The organism is Allobosea sp. BK604, from assembly GCF_004341515.1.
In the GTDB taxonomy this organism is placed as follows: domain Bacteria; phylum Pseudomonadota; class Alphaproteobacteria; order Rhizobiales; family Beijerinckiaceae; genus Allobosea.
On sequence record NZ_SLZF01000012.1, the window covers coordinates 185463 to 210533 of the forward strand.

General features: G+C 66.8%; 23 protein-coding genes and 1 pseudogene. 10 read left to right on the forward strand and 14 right to left on the reverse strand.

Translation table 11 applies throughout. The features are described 5' to 3' along the window. Window positions 1–64 precede the first annotated feature (64 nt). Window positions 65–1504 (reverse strand): FAD-binding oxidoreductase, encoded by a 1440-nt coding sequence (locus EV560_RS30640; RefSeq protein WP_131859641.1) that lies wholly within the window; start codon window positions 1502–1504, stop codon window positions 65–67. Between the two features lie 307 nt (window positions 1505–1811). On the opposite strand from EV560_RS30640, the gene EV560_RS30645 reads away from it, so the two are divergent. Then, entirely contained in the window at window positions 1812–2372 is a 561-nt protein-coding gene (locus EV560_RS30645; RefSeq protein ID WP_131859642.1) for a thioesterase family protein, read from the forward strand. Window positions 2373–2447: 75 nt separating this feature from the next. Beyond that, window positions 2448–2729, forward strand: a complete 282-nt coding sequence (locus EV560_RS30650) for a DUF427 domain-containing protein (protein ID WP_131859643.1) — start codon at window positions 2448–2450, stop codon at window positions 2727–2729. Between the two features lie 9 nt (window positions 2730–2738). Here EV560_RS30650 and EV560_RS30655 read toward each other — a convergent pair whose 3' ends face one another. Beyond that, window positions 2739–3368: a class I SAM-dependent methyltransferase gene (locus tag EV560_RS30655; protein ID WP_465247058.1), complete on the reverse strand. Its 630-nt coding sequence runs from the start codon at window positions 3366–3368 to the stop codon at window positions 2739–2741. A gap of 35 nt (window positions 3369–3403) precedes the next feature. Continuing rightward, window positions 3404–4657: a BtaA family protein gene (locus EV560_RS30660; protein ID WP_248312279.1), complete on the reverse strand. Its 1254-nt coding sequence runs from the start codon at window positions 4655–4657 to the stop codon at window positions 3404–3406. 193 nt (window positions 4658–4850) lie between these two features. Between EV560_RS30660 and msrB the strand changes: the two genes are divergently transcribed. Together msrB and EV560_RS30670 are read left to right on the forward strand one after the other, a co-directional pair. After that, complete coding sequence (gene msrB / locus EV560_RS30665) at window positions 4851–5288, forward strand: peptide-methionine (R)-S-oxide reductase MsrB (RefSeq protein ID WP_248312287.1); 438 nt, start codon at window positions 4851–4853, stop codon at window positions 5286–5288. Window positions 5289–5313: 25 nt separating this feature from the next. Next, entirely contained in the window at window positions 5314–5811 is a 498-nt protein-coding gene (locus EV560_RS30670) for a GNAT family N-acetyltransferase (RefSeq protein WP_131859644.1), read from the forward strand. Between the two features lie 118 nt (window positions 5812–5929). Here EV560_RS30670 and EV560_RS30675 read toward each other — a convergent pair whose 3' ends face one another. Further along, window positions 5930–7582 (reverse strand): acyl-CoA dehydrogenase family protein, encoded by a 1653-nt coding sequence (locus EV560_RS30675; protein ID WP_131859645.1) that lies wholly within the window; start codon window positions 7580–7582, stop codon window positions 5930–5932. 116 nt (window positions 7583–7698) lie between these two features. Between EV560_RS30675 and EV560_RS30680 the strand changes: the two genes are divergently transcribed. Then, window positions 7699–10068: an ATP-dependent helicase gene (locus tag EV560_RS30680; protein WP_465247054.1), complete on the forward strand. Its 2370-nt coding sequence runs from the start codon at window positions 7699–7701 to the stop codon at window positions 10066–10068. A gap of 338 nt (window positions 10069–10406) precedes the next feature. After that, a complete protein-coding gene (locus EV560_RS30685; protein WP_131859647.1) occupies window positions 10407–10847 on the forward strand; it encodes a GNAT family N-acetyltransferase in 441 nt (146 codons plus the stop codon). A 10-nt stretch (window positions 10848–10857) separates the two neighbouring features. On the opposite strand, the gene EV560_RS30690 is transcribed toward EV560_RS30685, so the two are convergent. Continuing rightward, window positions 10858–11247 carry a VOC family protein gene (locus EV560_RS30690; RefSeq protein ID WP_131859648.1) on the reverse strand — a complete coding sequence of 130 codons (390 nt, stop codon included), beginning with the start codon at window positions 11245–11247 and terminating at the stop codon, window positions 10858–10860. Window positions 11248–11399: 152 nt separating this feature from the next. Here EV560_RS30690 and EV560_RS30695 point away from each other — a divergent pair, with 152 nt between their 5' ends. After that, the gene (locus tag EV560_RS30695; protein ID WP_131859649.1) at window positions 11400–12347 is read left to right on the forward strand and encodes a 50S ribosomal protein L11 methyltransferase; all 948 of its coding nucleotides are present in this window, start codon (window positions 11400–11402) and stop codon (window positions 12345–12347) included. 43 nt (window positions 12348–12390) lie between these two features. Here EV560_RS30695 and EV560_RS36745 read toward each other — a convergent pair whose 3' ends face one another. Continuing rightward, window positions 12391–12519, reverse strand: coding sequence for a hypothetical protein (locus EV560_RS36745; RefSeq protein WP_282568885.1), 129 nt, complete (start codon window positions 12517–12519; stop codon window positions 12391–12393). Between the two features lie 47 nt (window positions 12520–12566). Then, complete coding sequence (locus EV560_RS30700) at window positions 12567–12785, reverse strand: hypothetical protein (protein ID WP_131859650.1); 219 nt, start codon at window positions 12783–12785, stop codon at window positions 12567–12569. Window positions 12786–13083: 298 nt separating this feature from the next. Between EV560_RS30700 and EV560_RS30705 the strand changes: the two genes are divergently transcribed. After that, window positions 13084–14928 carry an aminopeptidase P family protein gene (locus EV560_RS30705; RefSeq protein WP_131859651.1) on the forward strand — a complete coding sequence of 615 codons (1845 nt, stop codon included), beginning with the start codon at window positions 13084–13086 and terminating at the stop codon, window positions 14926–14928. Window positions 14929–14935: 7 nt separating this feature from the next. Here EV560_RS30705 and EV560_RS30710 read toward each other — a convergent pair whose 3' ends face one another. The 5 genes from EV560_RS30710 to EV560_RS30730 all read right to left on the reverse strand — a co-directional run bounded on the left by EV560_RS30710 (window position 14936) and on the right by EV560_RS30730 (window position 19115). After that, window positions 14936–15898 (reverse strand): PLP-dependent cysteine synthase family protein, encoded by a 963-nt coding sequence (locus EV560_RS30710; RefSeq protein WP_131859652.1) that lies wholly within the window; start codon window positions 15896–15898, stop codon window positions 14936–14938. A 20-nt stretch (window positions 15899–15918) separates the two neighbouring features. Continuing rightward, window positions 15919–16218 carry an AzlD family protein gene (locus EV560_RS30715; RefSeq protein ID WP_131859653.1) on the reverse strand — a complete coding sequence of 100 codons (300 nt, stop codon included), beginning with the start codon at window positions 16216–16218 and terminating at the stop codon, window positions 15919–15921. Further along, window positions 16215–16931 (reverse strand): AzlC family ABC transporter permease, encoded by a 717-nt coding sequence (locus EV560_RS30720; RefSeq protein WP_131859654.1) that lies wholly within the window; start codon window positions 16929–16931, stop codon window positions 16215–16217. The genes EV560_RS30715 and EV560_RS30720 overlap by 4 nt, the downstream gene beginning before the upstream one ends. Window positions 16932–16943: 12 nt before the next feature. Next, window positions 16944–17807: an AraC family transcriptional regulator gene (locus tag EV560_RS30725; RefSeq protein ID WP_131859655.1), complete on the reverse strand. Its 864-nt coding sequence runs from the start codon at window positions 17805–17807 to the stop codon at window positions 16944–16946. A 96-nt stretch (window positions 17808–17903) separates the two neighbouring features. Continuing rightward, window positions 17904–19115 carry an MFS transporter gene (locus EV560_RS30730; RefSeq protein ID WP_131859656.1) on the reverse strand — a complete coding sequence of 404 codons (1212 nt, stop codon included), beginning with the start codon at window positions 19113–19115 and terminating at the stop codon, window positions 17904–17906. A gap of 72 nt (window positions 19116–19187) precedes the next feature. Here EV560_RS30730 and EV560_RS30735 point away from each other — a divergent pair, with 72 nt between their 5' ends. Next, on the forward strand, window positions 19188–20192 hold the full coding sequence (locus EV560_RS30735; RefSeq protein ID WP_131859657.1) for an AraC family transcriptional regulator: 1005 nt from the start codon (window positions 19188–19190) through the stop codon (window positions 20190–20192). A gap of 56 nt (window positions 20193–20248) precedes the next feature. Here the strand turns inward: EV560_RS30735 and EV560_RS36800 are convergent. Beyond that, window positions 20249–21388, reverse strand: a pseudogene (locus tag EV560_RS36800) (GGDEF domain-containing protein); the annotation flags it as partial. Window positions 21389–21526: 138 nt separating this feature from the next. Here EV560_RS36800 and pepT point away from each other — a divergent pair. Further along, entirely contained in the window at window positions 21527–22768 is a 1242-nt protein-coding gene (gene pepT / locus EV560_RS30745) for a peptidase T (RefSeq protein WP_131859659.1), read from the forward strand. Between the two features lie 137 nt (window positions 22769–22905). Here pepT and ligA read toward each other — a convergent pair whose 3' ends face one another. Then, window positions 22906–25056, reverse strand: coding sequence for an NAD-dependent DNA ligase LigA (gene ligA, locus EV560_RS30750; protein ID WP_131859660.1), 2151 nt, complete (start codon window positions 25054–25056; stop codon window positions 22906–22908). Between the last annotated feature and the right edge of the window lie 15 nt (window positions 25057–25071).

Sequence of the window (25071 nt, forward strand, 5' to 3'; positions counted from 1 at the left end):
CGGCAAGTCGCGGCGAGATCACGACATTCCTGTCCCTGAACCCCTGCCGCAAGACGCTTTGATGTCACAAGGCAATGATCTTGCCCGGATTCAGGATGTTCTGCGGATCGAGCGAACGTTTCAGCAGCCGCATCACATCGAGCGTGGCGGCGCTATGCTCGAGTTCGAGATATTTGATCTTCTTCTGGCCAACGCCGTGCTCGCCGGTGCAGGTGCCGTCCATCGCCAGCGCCCGCTTGACCAGGCGGTCGATGAAGGCGCGGCAACGCTCGACCTCGTCCTCGTTGTCCAGGTCGACCAGCGGCTGCGTGTGGAAATTGCCGTCGCCGACATGGCCCGCGATCGGCGCGATCAGCCCGCTTTCCTCGATGTCGCGCTTGGTCTCCTCGACGCATTCGGCCAGCCGCGAGATCGGCACGCAGACATCGGTCGCGACCGATTCCGTGCCGGGCCGCAGCGCGCGGGCCGCCCAATAGGCGTCGTGGCGGGCCTGCCACAGCTTGGAGCGATCCTCCGCCTTGGTCGCCCAGTCGAACGGGCCGCCGCCATATTCGGCCGCAATCTCGCCGAAGCGCTCCGCCTGTTCCTTCACCCCGACTTCCGAACCGTGGAACTCGACGAAGAGCATCGTCGTCTCCGGCAGGCCGAGCTTGGAATGGATGTTGACGCCGCGGATCATGACGTCGTCGAGCAATTCGATGCGCGCCACCGGCAGGCCAGACTGGATGGTGACGATCGTCGCGTCGCAGGCGGCCTGGACCGAGGGGAACGGGCAGACGCCGGCCGAGATCGCCTCGGGAATGCCGTGCAGCTTGACCGTGACCTCGGTAATGATGCCGAGCGTGCCTTCCGAGCCGACCAGCAAGCGGGTGAGATCATAGCCGGCCGAGGACTTGCGCGCCCGGCTCGCCGTCGTGACGACCGAGCCATCGGCCATGACCGCGGTCAGCGCCAGCACATTCTCCTTCATCGTGCCGTAGCGCACCGCGTTGGTGCCGGAGGCGCGCGTCGCCGCCATGCCGCCGAGCGAAGCGTCGGCGCCGGGGTCGATCGGGAAGAACAGGCCCTGGTCACGCAGGTGCTCGTTCAGCTCCTTGCGGGTGACGCCGGCCTCGACGGTGACGTCGAGATCCTCGGCATGGACGGCAACGATCCGCTTCATCTGCGAGAGATCGACCGTGACACCGCCGAAGGGCGCGTTGACATGGCCTTCGAGCGAGGTGCCGGTGCCAAAGGCGATGACCGGCACGCCATGCTTGGCGCAGAGCTTGACGATCTCGGACACCTCGTCGGTGCTCTGCGGATAGACCACCGCATCCGGTGCCTGCGTCGGAATCCAGGTCAGCGTATGGCCGTGCTGGTGGCGCACCGCCTGGCTGGTGACGAGGCGGTTGCCGAAGCTGGCAGCGAGCGCGCCGATCACAGCTGAAATCGCCTCTGGAGACGGCGGCAGGGTTGCGGCGGAAGCGGAGGCGGCATGAAAGGCTGTGACAGGCAGGCTCATTGTCATTTTCCGGACGAGGCGCTTAACTTGGAACTGGTTGGCTTCTTAAGCGGTTGAATTAAGTGAGGTCGACCCTAGAGCATGTGCGCGAAAAGTGGGAACCGCTTTTCGGACATTGTCATGCTCTTAAGTCGTATCGGGCTGCTTCTGTGCGGCTCGTCATGGTCGGCGGCGAGATTCGCCTGACACATGGATTAAAGGCATCAGGTGAAACGCGATGGTTTCTTAACCATCTGGCGTCTTCATCGGATCTGAAGAGCGCGAGCGGGGGCCGTACCGCTCGTGTGACAGCGAAAGGGAGGCGGCCATGAAAGACGATATCCGCGCTCCGGCGCTGTTCTTCGCTCCATTCGTCTCGTCCGCCATGCGGGTCGAGCCGCAATGGATCGACTATAACGGCCATCTCAACATGGCCTATTACCATGTCCTGTTCGATCGCGCCGTCGACGAGGTCTTCTCGCTCGTCGGCATGAGCCAGGACTATGTCGAGACGCGCCACGCTGCGTTCTTCGCGGCCGAGTGCCACATCCTCTACAAGCGTGAGCTGACCGAGGGCGATGTGGTGCGCGTCACCGCCCAGCTCATCGCCTTCGACGAGAAGCGCCTGCACTATTATCTCGAGATGCGCCATGCCAGCGAGGGCTGGCTCGCGGCGACGAGCGAGAACCTGTCGCTCCATGTCGATACGACGAGCCGCAAGGTCACGCCCTTCCCGGCCGACATCCTCGCCAATCTGGCGCTGATGAAGGCGGCCCATGGCATGATGCCGTTGCCGGCGACGATCGGCCGCATGATCGGCATGCCCAAAAAGACCGCCATCACCATCGAAAGCATGAGCGGCGAGCGCGAGGCCGAGACCCGACATTGAGGGCGGCGCGAGCCGCCCTGTCGGAACGGGCGGCCAGTCCCTATCTCCGGTGATCAGATCACCGGAGCAACCATCATGGTCAAGGCAGTCTGGAACGGCGCGGTGCTCGCTGAATCCGACGACACGGTCGTCATCGAGGGGAACCATTATTTCCCGCGCGAGACGATCCGGGGCGAGTATTTCAAGCCGAGCGAGACCACCTCGATCTGCCCCTGGAAGGGCACCGCGAACTATCACTCGATCGTCGTCGATGGGGCCGAGAACAAGGATGCGGCGTGGTATTATGCCGATCCGCAGCCGGCTGCCGCCGAGATCAAGAACCGCGTCGCCTTCTGGAAGGGAGTGACCGTCAGCTGAGCGTGCAGGTCAGGCTACGCCGCGCTCCGCCACGGCATGGACGGCATAGCCGCGATAGAGACGCGTCGTTCTCGCGCGCACGCCTTCGGCCCGCGCCAAAGCGTCGAGCGTTTCGCCGAGATCAGGTCGCGGCGTGACGTGAAAAAGCGTCAGCCAGCGGTTGAGCACTGCCTTGAACGGGCCGGGCAGCCCCGCCTGGTCGCCGAAATCGACGATATGCAGCGAACCGTCCGGCGCGAGCGTCCTGAGCGCCTGTGCCACGACGCCCTGCCAGGGCGGGATCATCGAGAGCGCGTAGGAGATCACGATCCGGTCGAAGCCGCCGAGGCCGAACAGGACCTGCGGATCGAAGGCGGTGGCGTCGGCTTGAGCCAGCGTGATCCGATGTGACAGGCCGGCACGCTCGACATTGCGCCGCGCCGTCACCAGCATCTCCTCGGAAACGTCGAGCCCATAGCAGACCGCATTCGGATAGGTCTGCGCCAGCTTGATCAGGTTGCGGCCGGTGCCACAGCCGATCTCGAGCACGCTGCCGCCGAGCGGCGGATCGAGCGCCGCGATCATGCCGTCCCGCCCGAGCAGGTAGAACTTGCGGCTGGCATCGTAGATATGGCGCTGGTGGCGGTACATCCGGTCCATCAGACCGGCGGCTTCGCCGCTTCGCGCGGCCGCGCTCACGCCGCCGCCCTCGCCAACCGGTAGAGATGGAAGGCACCGTAGATCGAGGAGCGGTCGCGCTCGCCGAGCTCGCGGCTGCGCGCTTCCTCATAGGTCCACTGGTCGAGGACCGCGTCGGGGATGCGCCCCGGCAGCAGACGCTCATCGGCAGCGGTCCGGAAGATCACGCGCGCGCCCGGCTTGGCCGTGCGCGTGATCTGCGTCCACAGCGCGGTGAGATCGGCATCATTCATCCAGTCCTGCGCATCGAGCAGGACATAGGCGTCACAGCTCTCGGCCGCCCGCCCTTCGAGGAAAGCGGTGATCGCGCTCTGATGATAGCCCACCCTGTTGGCACGCGCGCGCACCACCTCGAAATTGCGCCGCTCCAGATAGGGCGGCAGCGAGGCGTCCGGCCCGCTCTCATACCCTCGGCCGAAGGCCTGGCGGGCGAAATAATTCTGCTTCAGGTCGAAGCCGCAGGCGAGCCGCTCCAGCCGGTGGTGGAGCACGGCCTTGATGCCGTCGTCGCTATCGGCGGCGAGCGCCTTGTACTGCGCCGGGGGGATGCCGAGCCCATAGAGCGAGGCCGGCTGGCGGATCAGCCAGCGCACCAGCTTCTTCTCGAAGACCGGCGCCAGATGCTTGTCGAACAGCGCACGTTGCTCCGCCATGTCGCGCGCCTGGAGCATGACCCGTGGATCGTAGCCGAGGGCACGACCAAGGAAATGGCCGGCGCCGATGAAGCGGCCGAGCAGGCCGTAGCGGTAGAAATTCCTGGCGAAGGCGTCGATGCGCCGCCGCCCTGTCAGGCTCCGCGCCTCCCAATAGCCGCGCGAGACGGAATCGAGCCTCGGCGCGATCACCTTGTCGTAGAGGGCGACATTGTCCTTCGACTGCGCCTGCCCGAAGAAGCGCAGGAAATCCTCGTGTCGCGTCAGGCTGCCGAGCGCTGCGATCTTGAGCTTGCCGAGCGCGATATGAGCGCCGTTGAGGTCGATCGCGCTGATCTTCGCCGGATCGCCGGTGAGATAGGACAGGATGTTGCAGGAGCCGGACGCGATCGCGACGACATGGTCGGATGAGCGCAGGTCGAGCGCCTCCATGTCGACGACCGGGTCCTCCCAGATCTGCGGATAGACCAGCCCGGAAAAGGCGACCGTGAACATGCGTTCCAGCACGCCCGCCCGGGAGAGCGGCTTGCTGCGGTGGACCGCAGTGGTCAATCCGATGGTGGTCGTGCGCCGGACCGTGCGTGCCGTTTGCGTCACTCGTGCCTCGCGCGGCTCGTTGCGAATTGCGAGCCGACTAGAGGAGTCGGATGACGGTTGGGTGACGAGCGAGACGATCAACCTCTCCCGGCCATGCAACGGTGGCATGAAACCTTCGTGATGGGGCTGACGAATAGGCTGTTCGCTCCCCATATTCGGGCGCGAACGGAACAGGAGATTGACCATGGGCCTGATGGACATGTTCGGCGGCGGCAAGGCGAAGACCGAGGATTTCCCGTTCAAGCTCACCGACGCCGAATGGCGCGCGAAGCTGACGCCGGAGCAGTATCAGGTGTTGCGCGGCCACGGCACCGAGCGGCCCGGCTCCTGCGCTCTCAATTATGAGAAGCGCGCCGGCACCTTCTCCTGCGCCGGCTGCGCCAATCCGCTGTTCAAGGCGGGCACCAAGTTCGAAAGCGGCACCGGCTGGCCGAGCTTCGACCAGCCGCTCGAAGGCGCGGTCGAGACCACCGAGGACAACAGCTACGGCATGCGCCGTGTCGAGGTCCATTGCGCCAATTGCGGCGGCCATCTCGGCCATGTCTTCCCCGACGGCCCGCCGCCGAGCGGCCTGCGCTACTGCATGAACGGCGTGGCGATGGATTTCGAGCCGGAGGAGAAAGCGGCCTGAGCCGCCTCATCCGCAAAGCCGTCAGATGGAAATCCGCACTGAAGATGTCGGCGATGCTGATGCCATCGCCGACGTGACGACCAGGGCGTTTCGCGCAGCCGCGCATTCAAGCGGTACGGAAGCGAAGATCGTCGAGGCGCTGCGTCATGCCGGCGCCCTTACGGTTTCCCTGGTCGCGACCGAGAGCGGCTCGATCGCCGGCCATGTCGCCGTGTCCCCGGTTCGCATCGACGGGCGGGAAGAACGCTGGTTCGGGCTCGGCCCTGTCTCCGTCGCTCCCGAACATCAGTCGAAGGGAATTGGGACCGCCCTGGTCCAGGCGGCGCTTGAGCGACTGCGCGAGCTGAAGACGGACGGCTGCATCGTCCTTGGCGACCCGGCCTTCTACCGGCGCTTCGGCTTCAGCAGCGATCCCGGACTTGGATACGGGGATGTTCCGCCGGAATATCTCCAGCGGCTCCTTCTCGCAGGCACGCCGCCCAAAGGCGAAGTCAGATATCATCCCGCCTTCGACGGGTCCTAGAGCATTTTCGAGCGAAGTGGATACCGGTTCGCGTGAAGAAAATGCGTCAAAACAAGTAGATAGAGAATTTTCGCGATTCGAAGAAACGCGGAAATGCTCTAGGGAGGGGAAGGCCCTCTTACGTGGCCGGCACCGCCCTCCTCGCCAATGCCCCCGCATCGACCGAACCCGGCAAATCGCCGAAATGCCCAGCCCATCGCCCTTCCAGCCGGGTCGCGATGAACGCGTCGGCCACCGCATTCGGCGCATGGCGCAGCAGCAGAGAGGCCTGCAGCATGACCGCCAGCCGCTCGACCAGCCGTCTCGCCTGGCCCTCGTCGCGCGCCATCTCGGCAAGCTCGCCCTCGATACCCGCCAACGCGGAATCGTAGCGCCGGTCCTCACCCTCCGCCTCGCGCATCTCGTCGAGCAGTGCCGGCAACGAGTCGGGCTCGCGCTCCAGCGAGCGCAGCACGTCCAGGCAAATCACGTTGCCCGAGCCCTCCCAGACGCTGTTGAGCGGCGCCTCGCGATAAAGCCGCGCCATCGGATTCTCTTCGATGAAACCATTGCCGCCATGGCATTCGAGCGCCTCGACCACCACGGCCGGCGTCCGCTTCGCCACCCAGTATTTCGCGATCGGCGCACCGATCCGCGCCAACAGCCTTTCGCTCTCGCTTTCCCTCTGCCGATCCACCGCCGCGAAGAGCCGGAAGGCGAGCCAGCCCGCGGCCTCGGCCTCGATCGCAAGGTCGGCGATCACGTTCTGCATGATCGGCTGATCGATCAGCGCCCGCTGGAAGGCGCGCCGGTGCTGGGCGTGATGGGCCGCCAGCGAAACCGCAAGCCGCATCTGCCCGGCCGATGCCGCCGCGATATCGAGCCGCGAGCCCTGGTTCATTGACAGGCCGGTGCGCAGCCCACGGCCCGGCTCGCCGATCATATGCCCGATCGCACCGCGGAACTCGACCTCGGAAGAGGCATTCGAGCGGTTGCCGCACTTATCCTTGAGCCGCTGGATCGCGACGCCGTTGCGCGACCCATCCGGCAGCCAGCCCGGCACGACGAAGCAGGAAATGCCCTCCTGGGTCCGCGCCAAGGTCAGGAACAGGTCGGAATGCGGCACCGAGAAGAACCATTTATGCCCGGTCAGCGACCAGGTGCCGTCGCCATTATCCTCGGCGACCGTCTGTGTCTGGCGCAGGTCCGAGCCACCCTGCTTCTCGGTCATCGCCGTGCCGACGGTCACGCCCGTCTTGCCCATGGCCGGCATCTGGCGCCGGTCGTAGCGGTTGGACGAGATCAGCCTGCCCCATTGCGCCCACAGGTCGGGCTCCTGCCGGAGGACCGGGATCGCGGCATAGGTCATGCTGATCGGGCAGCAGATGCCGCTCTCGCCCTGGCTCCAGAGATAGGAGAGCGCCGCTCGCGCGACCTGCGCGCCGGGGGCCGGTCGGTTCCAGGCCAGCGCATGCGTCTCCTGGCCGATGGCGAGCTCCATCAGCTCGTGCCAGGCAGGGTGGAACTCGATCTGGTCGATGCGGTTGCCGAAGCGATCGAAAGCCCTGAGCTCGGGCGTATGGCGGTTGGCGAGCCGCGCCAGTTCCTGCACCCCTGCCGAGCCAACCGTGCGCCCGGCCTCGTGCAGCCGCTCGCTTGCCCAATCGGCATCGAAGACCGCGATAGCCTCCGCGAGGACCGGGTCGGCCCCGAAGGCGTCGTAATCGGCGAGTATCGGAACCTGGTTCGTCGCCTCGGGGGTGGCATAGCGGGGAACGATATCCACATTCATCGCGGCGCATCCTGACGATCCTGCGCGCATTCAACGCCGATCAGGCGTATCCAGCAAATTGCGCCGCACCACCCTATATTGCAGATAGAACGAATCACGATCAGCGACCCGAAGCTTTGAGCGACGAAACCACCACTTCAGCCCCCCTGCCCCGCCCCGGCGGATTGGCCGCGCGCGCCGCTGCGCAGCAGGCCACGCCCTACCTCGCGGGCCTGAACCCTGAACAGCGCCAGGCGGTCGAGGCGACGGACGGACCGGTTCTCGTGCTCGCCGGCGCCGGCACCGGCAAGACCCGCGTGCTGACCACCCGCATCGCCCATCTGATCGCGACCAACCGCGCCTATCCCTCGCAGATCCTATCGGTGACCTTCACCAACAAGGCCGCCCGCGAGATGAAGGAGCGCGTCGCAAACCTCGTCGGCCCGGTCGCCGAGGGCATGCCTTGGCTCGGCACCTTCCACTCGATCTCGGCAAAGATCCTGCGCCGTCATGCCGAGTTGCTGGATCTGCGCTCGGACTTCACCATCCTCGACACCGACGATCAGATCCGCCTGATGAAGCAGGTGATCACGGCCGAGGGCATCGACGAGAAGCGCTGGCCGGGCCGGATGCTGGCGGGCTTCATCGACTCCTGGAAGAATCGCGGGCTGGCCCCCAAGGACGTGCCAGCGGGCGAGGCCGCCGTCTTCGCCAACGGCAAGGGCGGCAAGCTCTACGCCGCCTATCAGGACCGGCTGAAGACGCTGAACGCCGTCGATTTCGGCGACCTGCTGCTGCACTGCCTCTCGCTCTTCCGCGAGCATGCCGACGTGCTGGCTCATTATCACGAGCGTTTCCGCTATATCCTGGTCGACGAGTATCAGGATACCAATACGGCGCAATATCTCTGGCTGCGGCTCCTGGCGCAGGGCCGGCGCAACATCGCCTGCGTCGGCGACGACGACCAGTCGATCTATGGCTGGCGCGGCGCGGAAGTGGATAACATCCTGCGCTTCGAGCACGACTTCCCGGGCGCGACCGTGATCCGGCTGGAGCGCAACTACCGCTCGACCGGCCATATCCTCGCCGCCGCCTCGAAGCTGATCGCCCGCAACCAGGGCCGGCTCGGCAAGACGCTGCGCACCGAGGACGAGCTCGGCGAGAAGGTCACGCTCACCGGCGCCTGGGACAGCCAGGAAGAGGCGCGCCTGATCAGCGACGAGATCGAGGCGATGCAGTCCAAGGGCGAGAACCTCGCCGAGGTCGCCGTGCTCGTGCGCATCTCCGCGCAGATGCGCGAGATCGAGGAGCGCTTCGTCCATGTCGGCGTACCCTATCGCGTCATTGGCGGCCCGCGCTTCTACGAGCGCGCCGAAATCCGCGACGCCATGGCCTATCTGCGCTGCGTCGTCAGCCAGACCGACGACCTCGCCTTCGAGCGCATCGTCAACGTGCCGAAGCGCGGCCTCGGCGACGCCACGATCCAGCTGCTGCACAACCATGCCCGCGCCACCGGCTTCTCGCTGCTGCAATCGGCCCGCGCCGTGGTCGAGACCGAGGAGCTGAAGCCCAAGGCCCGCACGGCGCTCCGCGAGCTGGTCGAGGCCTTCGCCCGCTGGAGCGGACGCGCCGAGCACATGAAGCAGGGCGAGCTCGCCGAGCTGGTGCTGGAGGAGAGCGGCTATACCGAGATGTGGCAGAAGGATCGCTCGGCCGATGCCGCCGGGCGGCTCGAGAACCTCAAGGAACTCGTGCGCTCGCTCGACGAGTTTCCCGACCTGCCGGCCTTCCTCGAGCACGTCTCGCTGGTGATGGACGCCGATGGCGGCGATGCCGGGGCGCGCGTCTCGATCATGACGCTGCACGCCGCCAAGGGGCTGGAATTCGACACGGTCTTCCTGCCTGGCTGGGAGGAAGGATTGTTCCCGAGCCAGCGCGCCCTCGACGAGAACGGCCGCGCCGGGCTTGAGGAGGAGCGTCGCCTCGCGCATGTCGGCCTCACCCGCGCCCGCAAGCGCCTGAAGCTCTATTTCGCCTCGAACCGCCGCATCCACGGCCTCTGGCAATCGAGCCTGCCGAGCCGCTTCGTCGACGAGCTGCCGGAGGACCATGTCGAGGTGGTGCAGGCACCGTCCGTCTACAGCCAGGGCGGCTACGCGTCCTCGCGCTTCGACCGGATGGAAAGCTTTGGCTCCTCCTACCAGACGCCCGGCTGGCAGCGCGCACAGGAGAACAAGGCCAAGTTCGGCTCCGGCGGCGGCTTCTCGGACGGTGGCCGCGGCGGCTTCGGCCAAGGCGGTGGCCGCACTCGTGGCCCGATGCTGATCGAGGGCGAGCTCACCGCCAAATCGACAGGCAGTTCCGCCTTCGACACGGGCGCCCGCGTCTTCCACGTCAAGTTCGGCCCCGGCTCGGTGGCGAGCGTCGACGGCAACAAGCTGACGGTGGATTTCGACAAGGCCGGCCGGAAGATGGTGCTGGACTCGTTCGTGCAAAAGGCGGGGTAAAGGCGTATTTCTCCAGGCGATGGAACGCGCTATGGTTGCAGGCGGAGGATGCCGATGCACCACAAGCGAAAACGCCCGAAGAGTTCCCGCGCAGGCTGCCTGCTTTGCAAGCCGCACAAGGCCAATGGCTGCTGCGCTGGTAGCAAGAACATGCGCCACGGCAACCGCCGCCGCTTTGAGGCGGGAAGCAGCCAGCTTCGCTGCGAAGGGGTGGTTCTGAGATAGCTCACGTATCCGCTCGTGGCAGTCCCGGCATGCCTGCCGCGGCGATACGGGCTTTTGATTGATCGACTATGAGCCTCGCATCGCCTGCCTTGGCGAGCCGAGGATCTCCATTCATGACTGGCTTCACCCTAGCCCTTTCCGACACCGCCGATTCCGCCCTCCAGGCAGTGATCTCCGATGGGCTCAGCAGCTACAATGGTGAGATGGGCGGCGCGCGTGACCGCAAGCCGCTCACGATCGCGATCAAGGGCGAGGACGGCGCGCCAATCGGGGGCCTGCTCGGGCGCACCTCGATGGGCCTGCTCTTCATCGACCTGTTCTATCTGCCGAAGGAGCTGCGTCGCTCCGGCCTGGGCAGCCATATCCTCAAGATGGCCGAGGATGAGGCACGTGCCCGCGGCTGCAGCGCCGGCGTGCTCTACACGGTCAGCTTCCAGGCTCCCGATTTCTACAAGCGCCATGGCTGGACAGTGATGGGCGAGGTCGCACCCAGCACCGGTGCGGCCCGTGTTTTCCTGACCAAGGTGCTGGATCAGTCGGCGGCGGCGGCCTGAGGCACGCCGCCTACTCCGCCTCATGGCAGCAGACGCAGAGCTTGTTGCCCTCGGGGTCGCGGAAATACGCCCCGTAATAATCGGCGTGATAATGCGGCCGTAGGCCCGGCGGCCCCTCGCAGCTCCCGCCATGCGCCAGAGCCGAGGCATGGCAGCGATCGACCGTTGCCCGGTCGCTGGCCAGGAGGGCAATCATCTGGCCGTTGCCGACGGCGGCCGCTTCGCCATCGAAAGGCCTGGACAGGATGAAGAGCGGGCGCCCGCCCTGCTTCTGCTGCCAGCCGGCCCATCTACCCTCTTCGTGGAAGCGCAGGCGGTGGCCAAGCTCGGTCAGCAGGGCCGAGTAGAATGGCAGCGACTTCGCAAAATCATTCGTGCCGACATTGACATGCGAGAGCATGGGAGCGTCCCCTGGGGGCCAGATCGACAGCGTAGGAGACTGCTTGGGACTTCGCCAGCGTGGGTCGCATTGCCACGCGAGGCGACCATGCTGCTGGACCTATCAGGCGGTCTGCGAATGACATTCGCCCGCGCCCCTGCTAAGCCGCCCGCATGCGCGAAGGCCTTCTCCCCGCCACGGTCGCGACCGTGCTCGAACTCTCCACCAGCGGCGACAAGGCGCGCGCGCTGACCGAACTCCTGGGCGAGGTCTTCGACCCCACGGAAACCGCGATCTCCGCCTTCGAGATCGAGCAGGGCGTCACCACCCTCTCGCTCAACGCGCCCTGGAAGGTCGAGATCTATTTCGCAGCGCATCCCGACGAGGATGCCGTGCGCGACATGCTGCGGCCGATCGTCGGCGAGGTCATCGATTCCACGCCTTTCACCACGGTGAACCAGAAGGATTGGGTCGCCGCCAGCCTGGACGGCCTGCAGCCGGTCCGCGCCGGGCGCGTGCTCGTCCACGGCGCGCATGACCGAGAGGCGATCAGGGTCAACGACGTCGCGATCGAGATCGAGGCGGCGCTCGCCTTCGGCACTGGCCATCACGGCACCACCGCCGGCTGCCTGCTCGCCCTTGATGCCGAACTGAAGCAGCGTCGCCCGCGCTACGGGCTCGATGTCGGCACCGGCACGGGCATCCTGGCGCTCGCATTGGCCAAGCAGACCAGGCAGCGCGTCGTCGCCGGCGATATCGACCCGCTCGCGGTCGAGGTCGCCGCGCATAACGCCCGCGTCAACCACGCTCCTCACGCGCTCGATCTTTATGTCGCGCCGGGCCTGCGCCATGCCAAGGCGAACCGGCGGGGCCATTTCGACCTCGTCTTCGCCAATATCCTGGCGGGGCCGCTGAAGCGCCTGGCACCCGCGATCACGCACGTGCTCTCGCGTGACGGCACACTGATCCTGTCCGGGCTGCTCGCCATGGACGTCGCCGGCGTGCTCTCGGTCTACCGGCACCAGGGCGTCTATCTCGCCCGCCAGTCGCTACGCGAGGGCTGGGCGACATTGGTCATGAAAAAAGGCGGCGCAGCTCCGAGAGCGCGCCGCCTGTCATAGGCCAGACGATCCCACCGGGATCTTCAGGCTTCGAGCACGTGGCTCAGAAGCCCAGATGGCCGTACTTCTGCTCCGCTTCGCTCTGAAGCGCGCGGGCCTCGTCCCAAACGAGCGAGGTGAATTCGACGGTCTCGACGACCCATTCGACGATGTGCTTGATGATGGCGATCATGGTCTTTGTCCCAGGGTTAGGTGGCGAGCCCGAAGGCCAGCCGGAATTCAGCGGTTGAAGGGAAGCGAGGCGGGTTTGTCTTGCGCATCACCGAGCACCAGTTCCGCCTCCTTGATGAGGTGGGAATAGGCGCGAAGCTCGCGCAGAGCCGAGCGGCGGCGGCTCTCGATCATCGCGGCGAATATCCGCTGCCAGAAGCTCAGGCCCTTGAGGTTGGCCGGCTTGTCGGCGGCGAAACCGGCAGTCGAATTCAACACATAGGTCACAGGTCCATCTCCTCAGCAAACGAAGGACAGTCCCGGTCGCTTCCTCGTTCTCTTGTAAGACTTAAGTGATACGCCTTCGCACTTGCGAGAAGAGGCCTTCGCAGATGCGAGATATGCGTTTTCTGCATGCAGCCCCTAAAATGCGGTTAACGGTTGCATGTGCCGCATAGCTATGAGGCAAGCCGCCTAAATTCAAGGCTGATTGGCCTGACCAGTTGGCCGGAACCAGAACCGCTTTTGCGCTGGCCTTCCCACCGTCAAGACGTAACGATGCGACAAACCCGCATCCGGACCCGCCATGACCGACTCGCCTGTCTCAGTCCATCCCGCCTGCCGCTTCCAGTCCTTCTCCGAGCCGAGCGACCCGGCGCATGTGGCCCCGCGCGTCGCCGCCTTGCGCCAGGCGCTGTCCAAGCTTGGGCTCGACGGCTTCATCGTGCCGCGCGCCGACGAGCATCAGGGTGAATATGTGCCGGCCCACATGGCGCGCCTCGCCTGGCTCACCGGCTTCACCGGCTCGGCCGGCAACGCAGTGATCCTCAGGGACAAGGCGGCGTTGATCGTCGATGGCCGCTACACCTTGCAATCGGCCGAGCAGACCGACCCCGCCATCATCACTCCCACCAGGATGGAGGTGACGGCGCTCGACCGTTGGGTCGAGCTCAATCTGACGGCCGGCGCCAAGCTCGGCTACGACCCCTGGCTTCACACGGTCGATGGCGTCTCAAAGCTCGAAAAGGCGGCCGCTGCGGCCGGCGGCGCGCTCGTCGCGGTGAAGGTCAATCCGATCGATGCGCTCTGGAGCGATCGCCCTGCTCCACCTGCAGCCCCGGTGAGGGCGCATCGCGCCGAATTCGCCGGTGAGACCGCGGCAAGCAAGCTCGCCCGCATCCAGGAGGCGCTCACCAAGGCCAGGGTCGACGCGCTGGTGGTCTCCGACCCGCATGCGCTCGCCTGGGCCTTCAATATCCGCGGTGGCGATGTCGAGCATACGCCGCTGCCGCTCGGCTACGCCATCGTGCCGCGCGAGGGCCGGCCGACGGTCTTCCTCGAGCCGGAGAAGGTGACGAACGAGGCAGGCGATGCGATCGGCGCCGTGGGCGAGATCGCCCCGCCCGCGGCGCTGCAGAAGCAGATCGAGGCGCTCGGTGCCGCCAAGGCCAAGGTCCGGCTCGACGCCGGCACGGCGGCGGCCGCACTGGCCATGCTGATCCGCGATGCAGGGGGCACGCCCGATGCCGGAACGGATCCGATCGCGCTGATGAAGGCGAGGAAGAATACGGCCGAGCTCGAAGGCACGCGTGCAGCCCATCTGCGCGATGGCGCCGCGATCGTGCGCTTCCTGCATTGGCTCGCGCGTGAGGCGCCGAAGGGCGGGCTCACCGAGATCGATGCCGTAGCCGCGCTTGAAGACGAGCGCGCCAGAACCGGCCTGCTGAAGGATGTCTCCTTCACCACCATCGCGGGCGCCGGTCCCAATGCCGCCCTGCCGCATTACCGCGTCAGCGAGCAGAGCAACCGCAGGATCGAGCCCGGCATCTTCCTGGTCGATTCCGGCGGTCAGTACGAAGACGGCACGACCGACATCACCCGCACCATGGCGATCGGCGAGCCGACGGCCGAGATGCGCGACCGCTACACCCGCGTGCTCAAGGGCCATGTCGCGATTTCGCGCGTCGTCTTCGTCAAGGGTACGTCAGGCGCGCAGCTCGACGCTCTGGCGCGGCTGCCGCTCTGGCAGGCAGGCCTGGATTTCGACCACGGCACCGGCCATGGCGTCGGCAGCTATCTCTCGGTGCATGAGGGGCCGCAGCGGCTCTCCAAGCTCGGCACCACACCGCTGGAACCGGGCATGATCCTCTCCAACGAGCCCGGCTACTACAAGACCGGCGAGTACGGCATCCGCATCGAGAACCTGATCGTCGTCGAGGAGCGCCAGATCCCGGGCGGCGACCGCACCATCTATGGCTTCGAGACCATCACCTGGGCGCCCTATGAGCGGGCGTTGATCGATCTCTCGCTGCTGGACGAGGGCGAGATCGCCTGGATCAACGCCTATCACGCCCAGGTCTGGAGCAATCTCGCGCCGCTCATGGAGGGCGAGGCGAAGGCGTGGCTCGAGCAGGCCTGCTTGCCTTTGTGACGCCTCGTCAGCCCCAAAGATCGGTCGAAAGGTACTTCAGCCCGGAATCGCAGATGACCACGGCGATGGTCCTGCCGGCCTCGGCGCCGCCAAGCAGTTGCAGCGCGGCGGCGACGTTGGCGCCAGCCGAGAAGCCGCCGAAGATACCTTCGAGACGAGCGAGAAGCCGGGCAGTCTCGCGTGCCTGCTCGCCCGAGACCTGCAGATAGCCGTCGACCGGAAGATGTTTCAGGAAGGCGAGATCCGCCATCGCGTAGCCGCCACCCTGGATCGGATGGTCAGGCCGCGACACGGGCTCTCCCGCCGCCGCCGCGGCCCCGTCCGGCTCGACGACATAGCAGCGGATCGCTGGATCGCGCTCCTTCAGCGCCCTGGTCACCCCGGCATAGCTGCCGCCGGAACCGATGAAATCGGCGAAGACCTCGATCGCGCCGCCACTTGCCTGCCAGAGTTCCGGCCCGGTCGTGCGGTAATGCGCAAGCCAGTTGCCGTCGCGATGGAACTGGTCGGCGCGGAAGGCGCTACGTTCCTGCGTGATCCGCTTCGCTTCCCGGTCGACGAGTTCGAGATCGCCGCCCGAGACCTGCCCTGGCACCGAGCCGGGCAATTGATCGACGAGAATCACCTCCGCCCCCAGTGCTCGCATCATTCGCGCGCGCTCTTCCGAATTGCCCTTCGACATCACGGCGACGAAAGGATAGCCCCGGATCGCGCAGACGATGGCGAGCCCCGTGCCCATGTTGCCGGAGGTGAGTTCGACCACGGTCTGCCCTGGCTTCAGCGTGCCGGCACGCTCGGCCTCCTCGATGATGCCGAGCGCGGCGCGGTCCTTCTTCGAAAAGCCGGGATTGAGGTAGTCGAGCTTTGCGAGGATCGTGCCCTCGACGCCTGCATGCCGCGTCAGCCGGTCGAGCCGCACCAGCGGCGTGTCGCCGATGGCCTCGACGACGGAGTTCATCACGGCGCGCATGGTTTCTCTCCCGACCGGTCTCAGACCACCAGGCGCAAGGCAACGACCGCCGCGACGCCGACCGCGACCACCCCCAGCAAGGGCAGTCGCGTCGCAGCGAGCGCTGCCACCACGGTCGCTCCCGTCTCGGCCCAGCCGGTCGCCAGCGCACTCGGTGCGATCACCGCGATCAGCACGGCCGGCGGGATCGCATCGAAGGCGGCCTGCGCACGCGGTGAGAGATCGAGCCGCCCCGCCAGCGCCAGGCCGGCGATGCGGGTGAAATAGGTCACGAGCGCCATCCCGAGGATGGCGACGAGGTTCAGTGGATCGAGCGTCACGGCTGCGCTCCTTCGCTGACGGACTGCACCTCGCCTTCGTCACCGGCGGCGAGCCAGGCGGCGAGCAGCCCGCAAAGAGCCCCCGCCGCGACATGCCAGGGCGGGCCGGCGAGCTTGTAGGTCAGCGCCGAGGCAGCCCCGGCCGCCGCGACGGTCCAGAACGTCACCCTGCCCTTCCAGAACGAGGCGGTGAGCGCAATGAACAGCGCCGTGAAGGCGAAATCGGCACCGAGCCGCTTCGGATCGCCAAAGGCCGCGCCGACGATCGCCCCGAGGGTCGTCGTGGTCAGCCAGCAGCAAACGAAGGGCAAGGCCATGCCGAACCAGTAGGCCGGGCTGAGCGCGCGCGAGCGGGCCCGCTTTTCCGCCAGCGCCCAGTTCTCGTCGGCCATGTAGTAGAGGCCCAGGAGCTTCTGGACTGTGTTGAAGCCGTTCAGCTTCGGCACCAGCGAGGCGCTCATCAGGATATGGCGGGCATTGATCAGCAAGGTCGAGAACACCAGCGCCCAGACCGGGGCCGGTTGGGTCCAGAGCTCGACCGCGGCGAACTGCGCCCCGCCGGCGAAGACGAATGCCCCCATCAGGAACACTTCGAGCGGCGAGAGCCCCTTGCCGGCGGCGAGCGCCCCGAGCAGCAGGCCGACCGGTATCGCGGCAACCATTGCAGGCCAGATATCGCTGAGGCCCAGGCGGGCATCGTCCAGGACAGACATGAGTGAGCCGTTTCAGATGAGATGGGCGGCGCGAAAGGCGCCAGGCGTCAGCGCATAGCGCGCCTTGAAGGCGCGGGTCAGATGCGCCTGGTCGCAGAATCCGGTCGCGGCGGCGACATCGCCGGGCCGCTCGCCCCGCGAAAGCAGGTCGCGCGCTCGCCGGACCCGGACATCGACGAGATAGGCATGCGGCGTCAGCCCGGTCTCCCGCCGGAAGGCACGGATGAGATGATGCCGCGCCAGCCCGCTCAGCCGGGCAATCTCCGCGAGGGAGAGATCCTCGTCGTAATGCGTCTCGATCAGATCGCGCGCACGGGCGACATGGATAGCCTCGCGGCCGAGCGGCGCGACCGGCCAATCGGCATGGCGGGCGAGGCAGCGCGCATAGAAGCGCAGCAGCATCTCCTCGCCGGCAAGCAGGTCGAGCCCCGCCTCGATGGTGCGGTGAGCCTCGCGAAAGAGCAGCGCGCCCTCGGGATCGTGGATCAGCGGCGCGCGGAAGAAGGGCGTGCCCGCGACCTCGCGCCCGGCCAGCGAGGCCGCGACCTCGCGCATCAGCACGACGCTCGGATAGGTCATGCGATAGCTGTAGCCGCCCTCGTGCGGCGCACCGTCATGGGTTTCGAGCGGATTGACGAAGGTCAGGTGCTCGGGGCGCGCATAATGCTTCACCCCGCGCACGCTGAAACTCTCGCAGCCGGTCTCGATCGTGCCGAGCACATAGGTCTCGTGCAGATGCGGCGCATAGGTATGGCGCTGGAACGTCGCCGACAGGCAGTCGAGCCCGTCGAAGCGGCGGGCCGGAAACAGCACCGCCCGCTCATCGGCGGCCAGGGGCTCGATGCCGAGCGCTTCGATCTGCGAAATCGCATCCATGCGCGATCATATGCCGCCGCGCCGCAATCGTGTCTTGAAGAAAAGTGATGGCGACGATCACGCGACCGTCGCCATCAGGCTCCCCAGACCGAGGTCTCAGAGGGCCGCTTGTCCGCGCCGCGCCGACAGCGCGAGCAGTGCGCCGAGCAACGTGCCGAGGCCGCAATAGCCGATGGCGCCGAGCGCACCGAGATGGTCGACGAGCAGCCCGCCGAAGACCGCGCCGCTGGCGATCGCGATCTGGAAGGCCGCGACGATGAGCCCGCTCGCCGCCTCCGCCTGATCAGGCGCGGCGCGGATGATCCAGGTCTGGACGCCGACCGGGATCATGCCGAAGGCGAAGCCCCAGAACGCGACGCCAACGGCCGAAACCGGCAGCGATGCACCGAAGAGGGTCAGCCCGAGCGCCATCACGGCGATCAGCAGGGCGCCGGTGACGACCGAGGCTTTGGCGCTGCGCTCGACCACCGCCGCCCCCGCGAAATTGCCGAAGAAGCCGCCGACGCCATAGGCGAGCAGGACAAGCGAGATCATCTCGACGGAAAGGGCGGGCACCTGCTCCAGGAAGGGACGGACATAGGTGAAGCCGGCGAAATGCCCGGAAATGCAGAGCAGGATCGTGAGCAGCACCAGCCTGACACCCGGCCGCCCCAGCAGCTCCACGAGCGTGCGCGCACTCGGCGCACCCTGCGGCGGCATGCGTGGGAAGGTCGCGAGCTGCGCGACCAGGGTGACGACGCCGATCAGCGCCGCAAGCGTGAAGACCATGCGCCAACCGATCAGTCCGCCGAGATAGGCGCCGATCGGCGCGGCGCTGACGGTCGCGACCGAGACGCCGGTGAAGATCAGCGACATCGCCCGCGGAACGAGCCGCGACGGAACGAGCCGCATCGCCATGGCGCCGGCCATCGACCAGAAGCCGCCAATGCCGATGCCGAGCAAGAGGCGCGCGACGAGCAGCATGGTCAGGCCGTTGGCCAGCGCCGCAAGCACGCTCGATACGATCAGCAGGCCGGTCAGCGCCCACATCACTAGGCGCCGGTCGAGGCGTCCGGTCACGATCGGGGTGAAGAGCCCGGCAACCGCGCCGATCAGGGCGGTCGCGGTCACGGTCTGCCCGGCTGCGCCGTCGCTGATGCCGAGATCGGCGGCGATCGGCGTCAACAGGCTGGCGGGCAGGAATTCGGCGGTGACGAGGCCGAACACGCCGAGCGCGAGCGCAAGCACGGCCGCCCAGGCCGGGCTCCGCTCATCGGCATCGGGAAGCGCGTCGAGATCCTGGACTGTGGCGGATAGGGAATCGGACATGGGCATCTCCGGAAAGGTCAGGCCGGGAAATTGGCAATGACCCGCTGGACATTCCATGCTAGAAAACCCACAATGCTTGACCATTCGTCCAAAACTGGCAGTGCCGACCCGTTGACCGAGATGCTGCGCGGCCTGCGGCTCGATGGCGTCGACTACGCGCGTTACCAGATGGCGGCGCCCTGGGGCCTGCTCTTCCCGGCGCAGCAGGCGGCGCGTTTCCATTTCGTCGCGGAGAGCGGCTGCTTCCTGCGCACACCGGAAAACGAATGGGTGCAACTCCAGCCGGGCGATGCCGTGCTGCTGCCGCGCGGTGTCGAGCACGCGCTGGCGAGCGCGCCCAATGCCTGCACCGCGCCGCTCGCCTGCTGCCAGTTCCAGACGGTCTGCGGCGACATCGCCGAGGCGCGCGGCGGCGGCAGTGGCGAGGAGAGCCTGTTCTTCAGCGGCAGCATGAATTTCAACGTCGACGGCCAGCACCCGTTTCTGCGGATGATGCCGGAGCTGATGTGGGTGCATGAATTCGCCGCTCACGAGCCCGGCATCTCGCCCCTGTTGAAGACCATGGCCTGCGAGCTGGCGCTCGACCGGGTCGGCGCCGGCAGCATCCTGACGCGGCTCGCCGATGTCGTCGCTGCCAGCATTATTCGCTCCTGGGTCGAGCGCGGCTGCGGTGATGCCAGCGGCTGGGTCGCCGCGGCGCGCGATCCGGATATCGGCCGGGTGCTCGCCGCGGTCCATCTCAACCCGCAGGAGGATTGGACGGTCGAGTCGCTCGCCAGGGTGATGCACGCCTCGCGTTCCGCCTTTGCCGAACGCTTCGCCAGCGTCGTCGGCGAGACGCCGGCCCGCTATGTCCTGCAGGTCAGGATGCGCCAGGCCCGGCAATGGCTGGTGCGCGACAAGCTCAAGATCGCCGTGGTGGCGCGCCGGCTCGGCTATGAATCGGAAGCTTCCTTCAGCCGCGCCTTCAAGCGCGTCATCGGCAAGGCGCCGAGCCATTTTCGCGCGGAGCCGGAGACAGGCGATGGCGAGACGAGGCCCGCGGCTGCCCCGCCGCAGCAATTCGCAGGCTCGTAGCCGAGTGGCTCGGTCCGGGCGCTGCCGGCCGCGGCACCATCCTCATGGATCTCGACACGGTTGCGGCCGTTGTGCTTGGCCCGGTAGAGCGCGGAATCCGCGCGCGTGAGAACATCCCGAAGCAGGTCGCCGGACTCGTAACTCGCGACGCCGAAACTCGCGCTCAGCCTGTGATCGGCGGCAATGAGCGGATGGCTGGCGGCATGGAAGCGAACGCACAGCATGCCCGCCAGTTCGGCGGCCTCGGCTGCGCTCCGGCGCGGCAGCAGCAGGGCGAACTCCTCGCCGCCGACGCGGGCGGCGGGCTGGCCGGTCCGTGCCAGCAGCACGGCGAAGCTGCACAGGATCTCATCGCCGACGTGATGGCCGTAGCGATCATTGACCTGCTTGAAGTAGTCGATATCGCAGAGGATAAGGGCGCCACCGCCCGAACGGCCGTCCCGGATCATCTCGTCGAAGGCGAGACGATTGAACAATCCGGTGAGTCCGTCCCGCTCCGAGCGGGTGCGGTAGGTCGTGATCACGCCTCCGATGATCTTGGCCAGCAGCAGGAAGACGGCCGGGGGCGTCACGATCGCCGTGAGGCGCAACAGCATGCTCTCGAACGACGAATCCCTGATCGACGGATAGGTGGCGGCGCTGTCGAACAGCACGGGGAAGAACGGCAACCGCAGGAAGAAGGCGCCGGCGATGCCGGCCAGGGCGAGCATGAGGCAAATGTCCAGCACCCGCCTGCCGGGAGCCCGGAACAGCCTGATGAGGCTGTCGCAGACCGCCAGCCCGCATGCCAGCTGGAATGGCAGGGTCTGGTAGATGAATGGAATGCCGGCAAGCAGCAGCAGGAGGGAGACGCCCGCCAGGCCGGCCACCGTCGCGAGCAGCCCCGGATACGCGCGCGGTTCGCCGACCACAAGCCCGGCGGCCTGTCCGAAGCAGAGATAGGCGGAGGGCAGGAGCAAGATCACCGCGAGTTGCTCGAGGACCGTGCCGTTCGACTGGCTGAGGATCAGGATGACGATGCTGCCGATGAACATCGCCGCCGCGAGCCAGGCGAGCGATGATTGCCGGCGCAGGCCGAAATAGATCGCGACGCTCAGGCCGGCCAGGAACGCGAAGATGCTGGCTTGCACGAAGCCCAGGCTCACCATCGTGTTCATTGAGGGCGGCCCCCTTACGCGCGCCGCAACATGGGACATCCTCGCAAAGTTTCGGTTAACGGAGGACTACTGCGATCGGGCATGCGGCAGCCATCCGGGCGGCATGTCCGCTGCAGCGATTTACAGGCTGCCGGTCGTTCGTCAGAACTCGCCGTACCGACGAATGGTGGAGCCGACATGAGCATTCGCGAGCAGCTGATCGAGCGCTTCTTCCGCTATGCCGCGGTCGAGAGCCAGAGCAATGCGAAATCCGCCTCGTTGCCGAGCACGCCGGGCCAGCAGCGTCTCGCCGAACTGCTGGCCGAAGAGCTGCGGGCGCTCGGGCTGGAGAACATCGTCATTGATGAGCACGCCACCGTCACGGCGCTGAAGCGCGGCACCGTGCCGGGCGCAGCGAAGATCGGCTTCATCGCCCATCTCGACACGTTCGACGCCGGGCTCTCGGCGGTGGTCCGCCCGCAAGTGCTGCGCTTCGAGGGCGAGGATCTCTGTCTCAACCGCGAGCAGGACGTCTGGCTGCGCCTCGCCGAGCATCCCGGTCTGCGCGACTGGACGGGTGCCGACATCATCGCCAGCGATGGCACGAGCGTGCTCGGCGCCGACAACAAGGCTGCCGTCACGGTGGTGATGACGCTCCTCGCCACGCTCGGGCCGCAGGACGCGCATGGCGACATCCTCGTCGCCTTCGTGCCTGACGAGGAGATCGGCCTGCGCGGCTCGAAAGTGCTCGATCTCGCCCGCTTCGCCTGCGACTTCGCCTATACGATCGACTGCTGCGAGCTCGGCGAGGTCGTGATCGAGACCTTCAACGCCGCTGCCGGCGAGATCACCTTCACCGGCGTCAGCGCCCATCCGATGTCGGCCAAGGGGGTCATGGTCAATCCGCTCCTGATGGCGCACGACTTCATCGGCCAATTCGACCGCGCCGAGACGCCCGAGAACACCGAAGGCCGCGAGGGCTATTTCTGGTTCAACGCGATCGCGGCCAACGCCAGCGAAGCCCGCCTGCAGATGCTGATCCGCGATTTCGACAAGGAGCGCTTCGCCTGGCGCAAGCGCCGCGTCGCCGAGGTCGCCGAGGACATCGCGGCGCGCTACCCGACAGGCCGGGTCGAGTGCAAGATCACCGACACCTATGGCAACATCCATGACAGCCTGGGCGAGGACCGCCGCTCGGTCGACCTGCTCTTCGGCGCACTGGAGAGGCTGCAGATCAGGCCGAAGCAGATCCCGATGCGCGGCGGCACGGATGGCGCGGCCCTGTCACCGCGTGGCCTGCCGACACCGAACTTCTTCACCGGCGCCTATAATTTCCACTCGCGCTATGAGTTCCTGCCCGTCCCGGCCTTCGAGAAGTCCTACGAAGTCGCCCGGATGATCTGCACATTGGCGGCGGAGCGGACGAAGACCGCAGCCTGAAACATCATTGCGGGCATCCGGGTCTTGCCTTCGGCAAGCCCGAGTACAGGCTCCGCGAAGCAATCCAGGGGGCTCGCTCTACGTCCTCCTGGATTGCTTCGTCGCTATGCTCCTCGCAATGACGACTTTGGGCCGCCCTACCCGCCGACCAGCTCGAACCAGCCGGCCTCGTCGATCACCTGCACGCCGTGCTTGGCGGCGTCCTTGAGCTTGGAGCCGGCACCCGGCCCGGCGATCAGGATATCCGTCTTCGACGAGACCGAGCCTGCCACCTTCGCGCCGAGCCGCTCGGCCATCGCCTTCGCCTCGTCGCGGGTCATGCGCTCGAGCGCGCCGGTGAAGACCACCGTCTTGCCGGCGACCGGGCTGACCGAGGCGACCGCCTCCAGCGGCTGCGGCGTCACTTGCGCCAGCAGCCGGTCGAGCAGTTGCTGGTTGTGCGGCTCGCCGAAGAACTGCGCGAGCGCCTCGACCACGGTCGGGCCGATGCCGTCGATCGCATCCAGCGCCTGGCGCTCCGGCGCGTCGGGATCGGTCGCGCTGCCGACCGCTCGCAGAGCCTCGAACGAACCGAAATGCCGCGCCAGCAGCCGCGCCGTGGTCTCGCCGATATGGCGGATGCCCAGCCCGAAGATGAAGCGGTTCAGCGGCGGCGAGCGCCGATCCTCGATCGCGTCGAACAGCTTCTTCACGCTCGTCGCGCCAAAGCCTTCCTTGTCCTTGAGCTTCTTCAGGTTCACGCCATCGCGCGCCGCGAGCGTGAAGATATCGGCCGGCTCGCGCACCGGCAGGTCGGGATCGGCATGGAAGAACTCGATCTGCTTGTCGCCGAGCCCATCGATGTCGAGCGCATCACGCGAGACGAAATGCTTGAGCCGCTCGACCGTCTGCGCCTCGCAGATCAGGCCGCCGGTGCAGCGCCGCACCGCATCCTCCTTGCCCGTGCGCGGATTGACCTCGCGTGTCGCGTGGCTGCCGCAGACCGGACAGAGCGTCGGGAAGACATAGGGCTGTGAGTCGCTCGGCCGCTTGCTGAGATCGACAGCCTCGACACGAGGGATCACATCGCCCGCGCGCTTGACCGTCACGGTGTCGCCGATGCGGATATCGGCGCCGTCGCGGATGGGCTGGCCCTTGGAATCGAAGCCGCGGATGTAGTCCTCATTGTGCAGCGTCGCGTTGGTGACGACGACGCCGCCGACCGTGACCGGCTTCAGCCGCGCCACCGGCGAGAGCGAGCCGGTGCGGCCGACCTGGATATCGATCGCTTCAAGGACGGTGGTCGCAAGCTCCGCCGGGAATTTATGCGCGATCGCCCAGCGCGGCGCCCGCGAAACGAAGCCGAGCCGGGCCTGTAGCGCCAGCTCGTCGACCTTGTAGACCACGCCGTCGATATCGTAGCCGAGCGTCGCACGCTGGGCCTCGATGGCGCGATAATGCGCCAGCAGCTCTTCCGTGCTCACGCAGCGACGCATCAGCGGGTTGGTGCGGAAGCCCCAGCGCTTGAAGGCCTCGACCACGCCGAACTGGGTATCGGCCGGCAGGGCCGACATCTCGCCCCAGGCATAGGCGAAAAAGCGCAACGGCCGCGCGGCGGTGATCGACGCGTCCAGCTGGCGCAGCGAACCGGCCGCGGCATTGCGCGGATTGGCGAATTCGCGCTCGCCCTTGTCGCGCTGAACCTGATTGATGGCAGCGAAATCGGCATGGCCGAGATAGACCTCGCCTCGGACTTCGGCGACCTCCGGCACATCGTCGCCGGTCAGCGTCTTCGGGATTTCCGCCATGGTGCGGGCGTTGATCGTGACGTCCTCGCCCTCCTCGCCATCGCCGCGCGTCGCGGCATAGACCAGTGCGCCCTTCTCGAAGCGCAGCGAGAGCGAGAGCCCGTCGATCTTGGGCTCGGCGGTGAAGGCGATCGCGCTCTCGTCCTTGCGGCCGAGGAAACTCCGCACCCGCCCGACGAAGTCGACGATATCCTCGTCGGCAAAGGCGTTGTTGAGCGACAGCATCGGCACGCGATGCCGGATCTTGGCGAATTTGCCGGAGGGCTTGGCGCCCACGGCATCGCTGAGCGCCGCCTTGCCCTTGAGCTCCGGAAAGGCCTCCTCCAGGGCATTGAGACGCCGTCGCTTGGCGTCGTAGACGGCGTCGTCGAGGATCGGCGCGTCATCCTGGAAATAGGCGTTGTTGGCCGCCGCCACCTCGGCCGCGAGCAGCTTGTGCTCGGCCTTGGCCTGGCGTGGCGTGAGATCGGTGACCGGGGCGGATTCAGCTTCTTCGCTCATGGCATTTTCATAGGC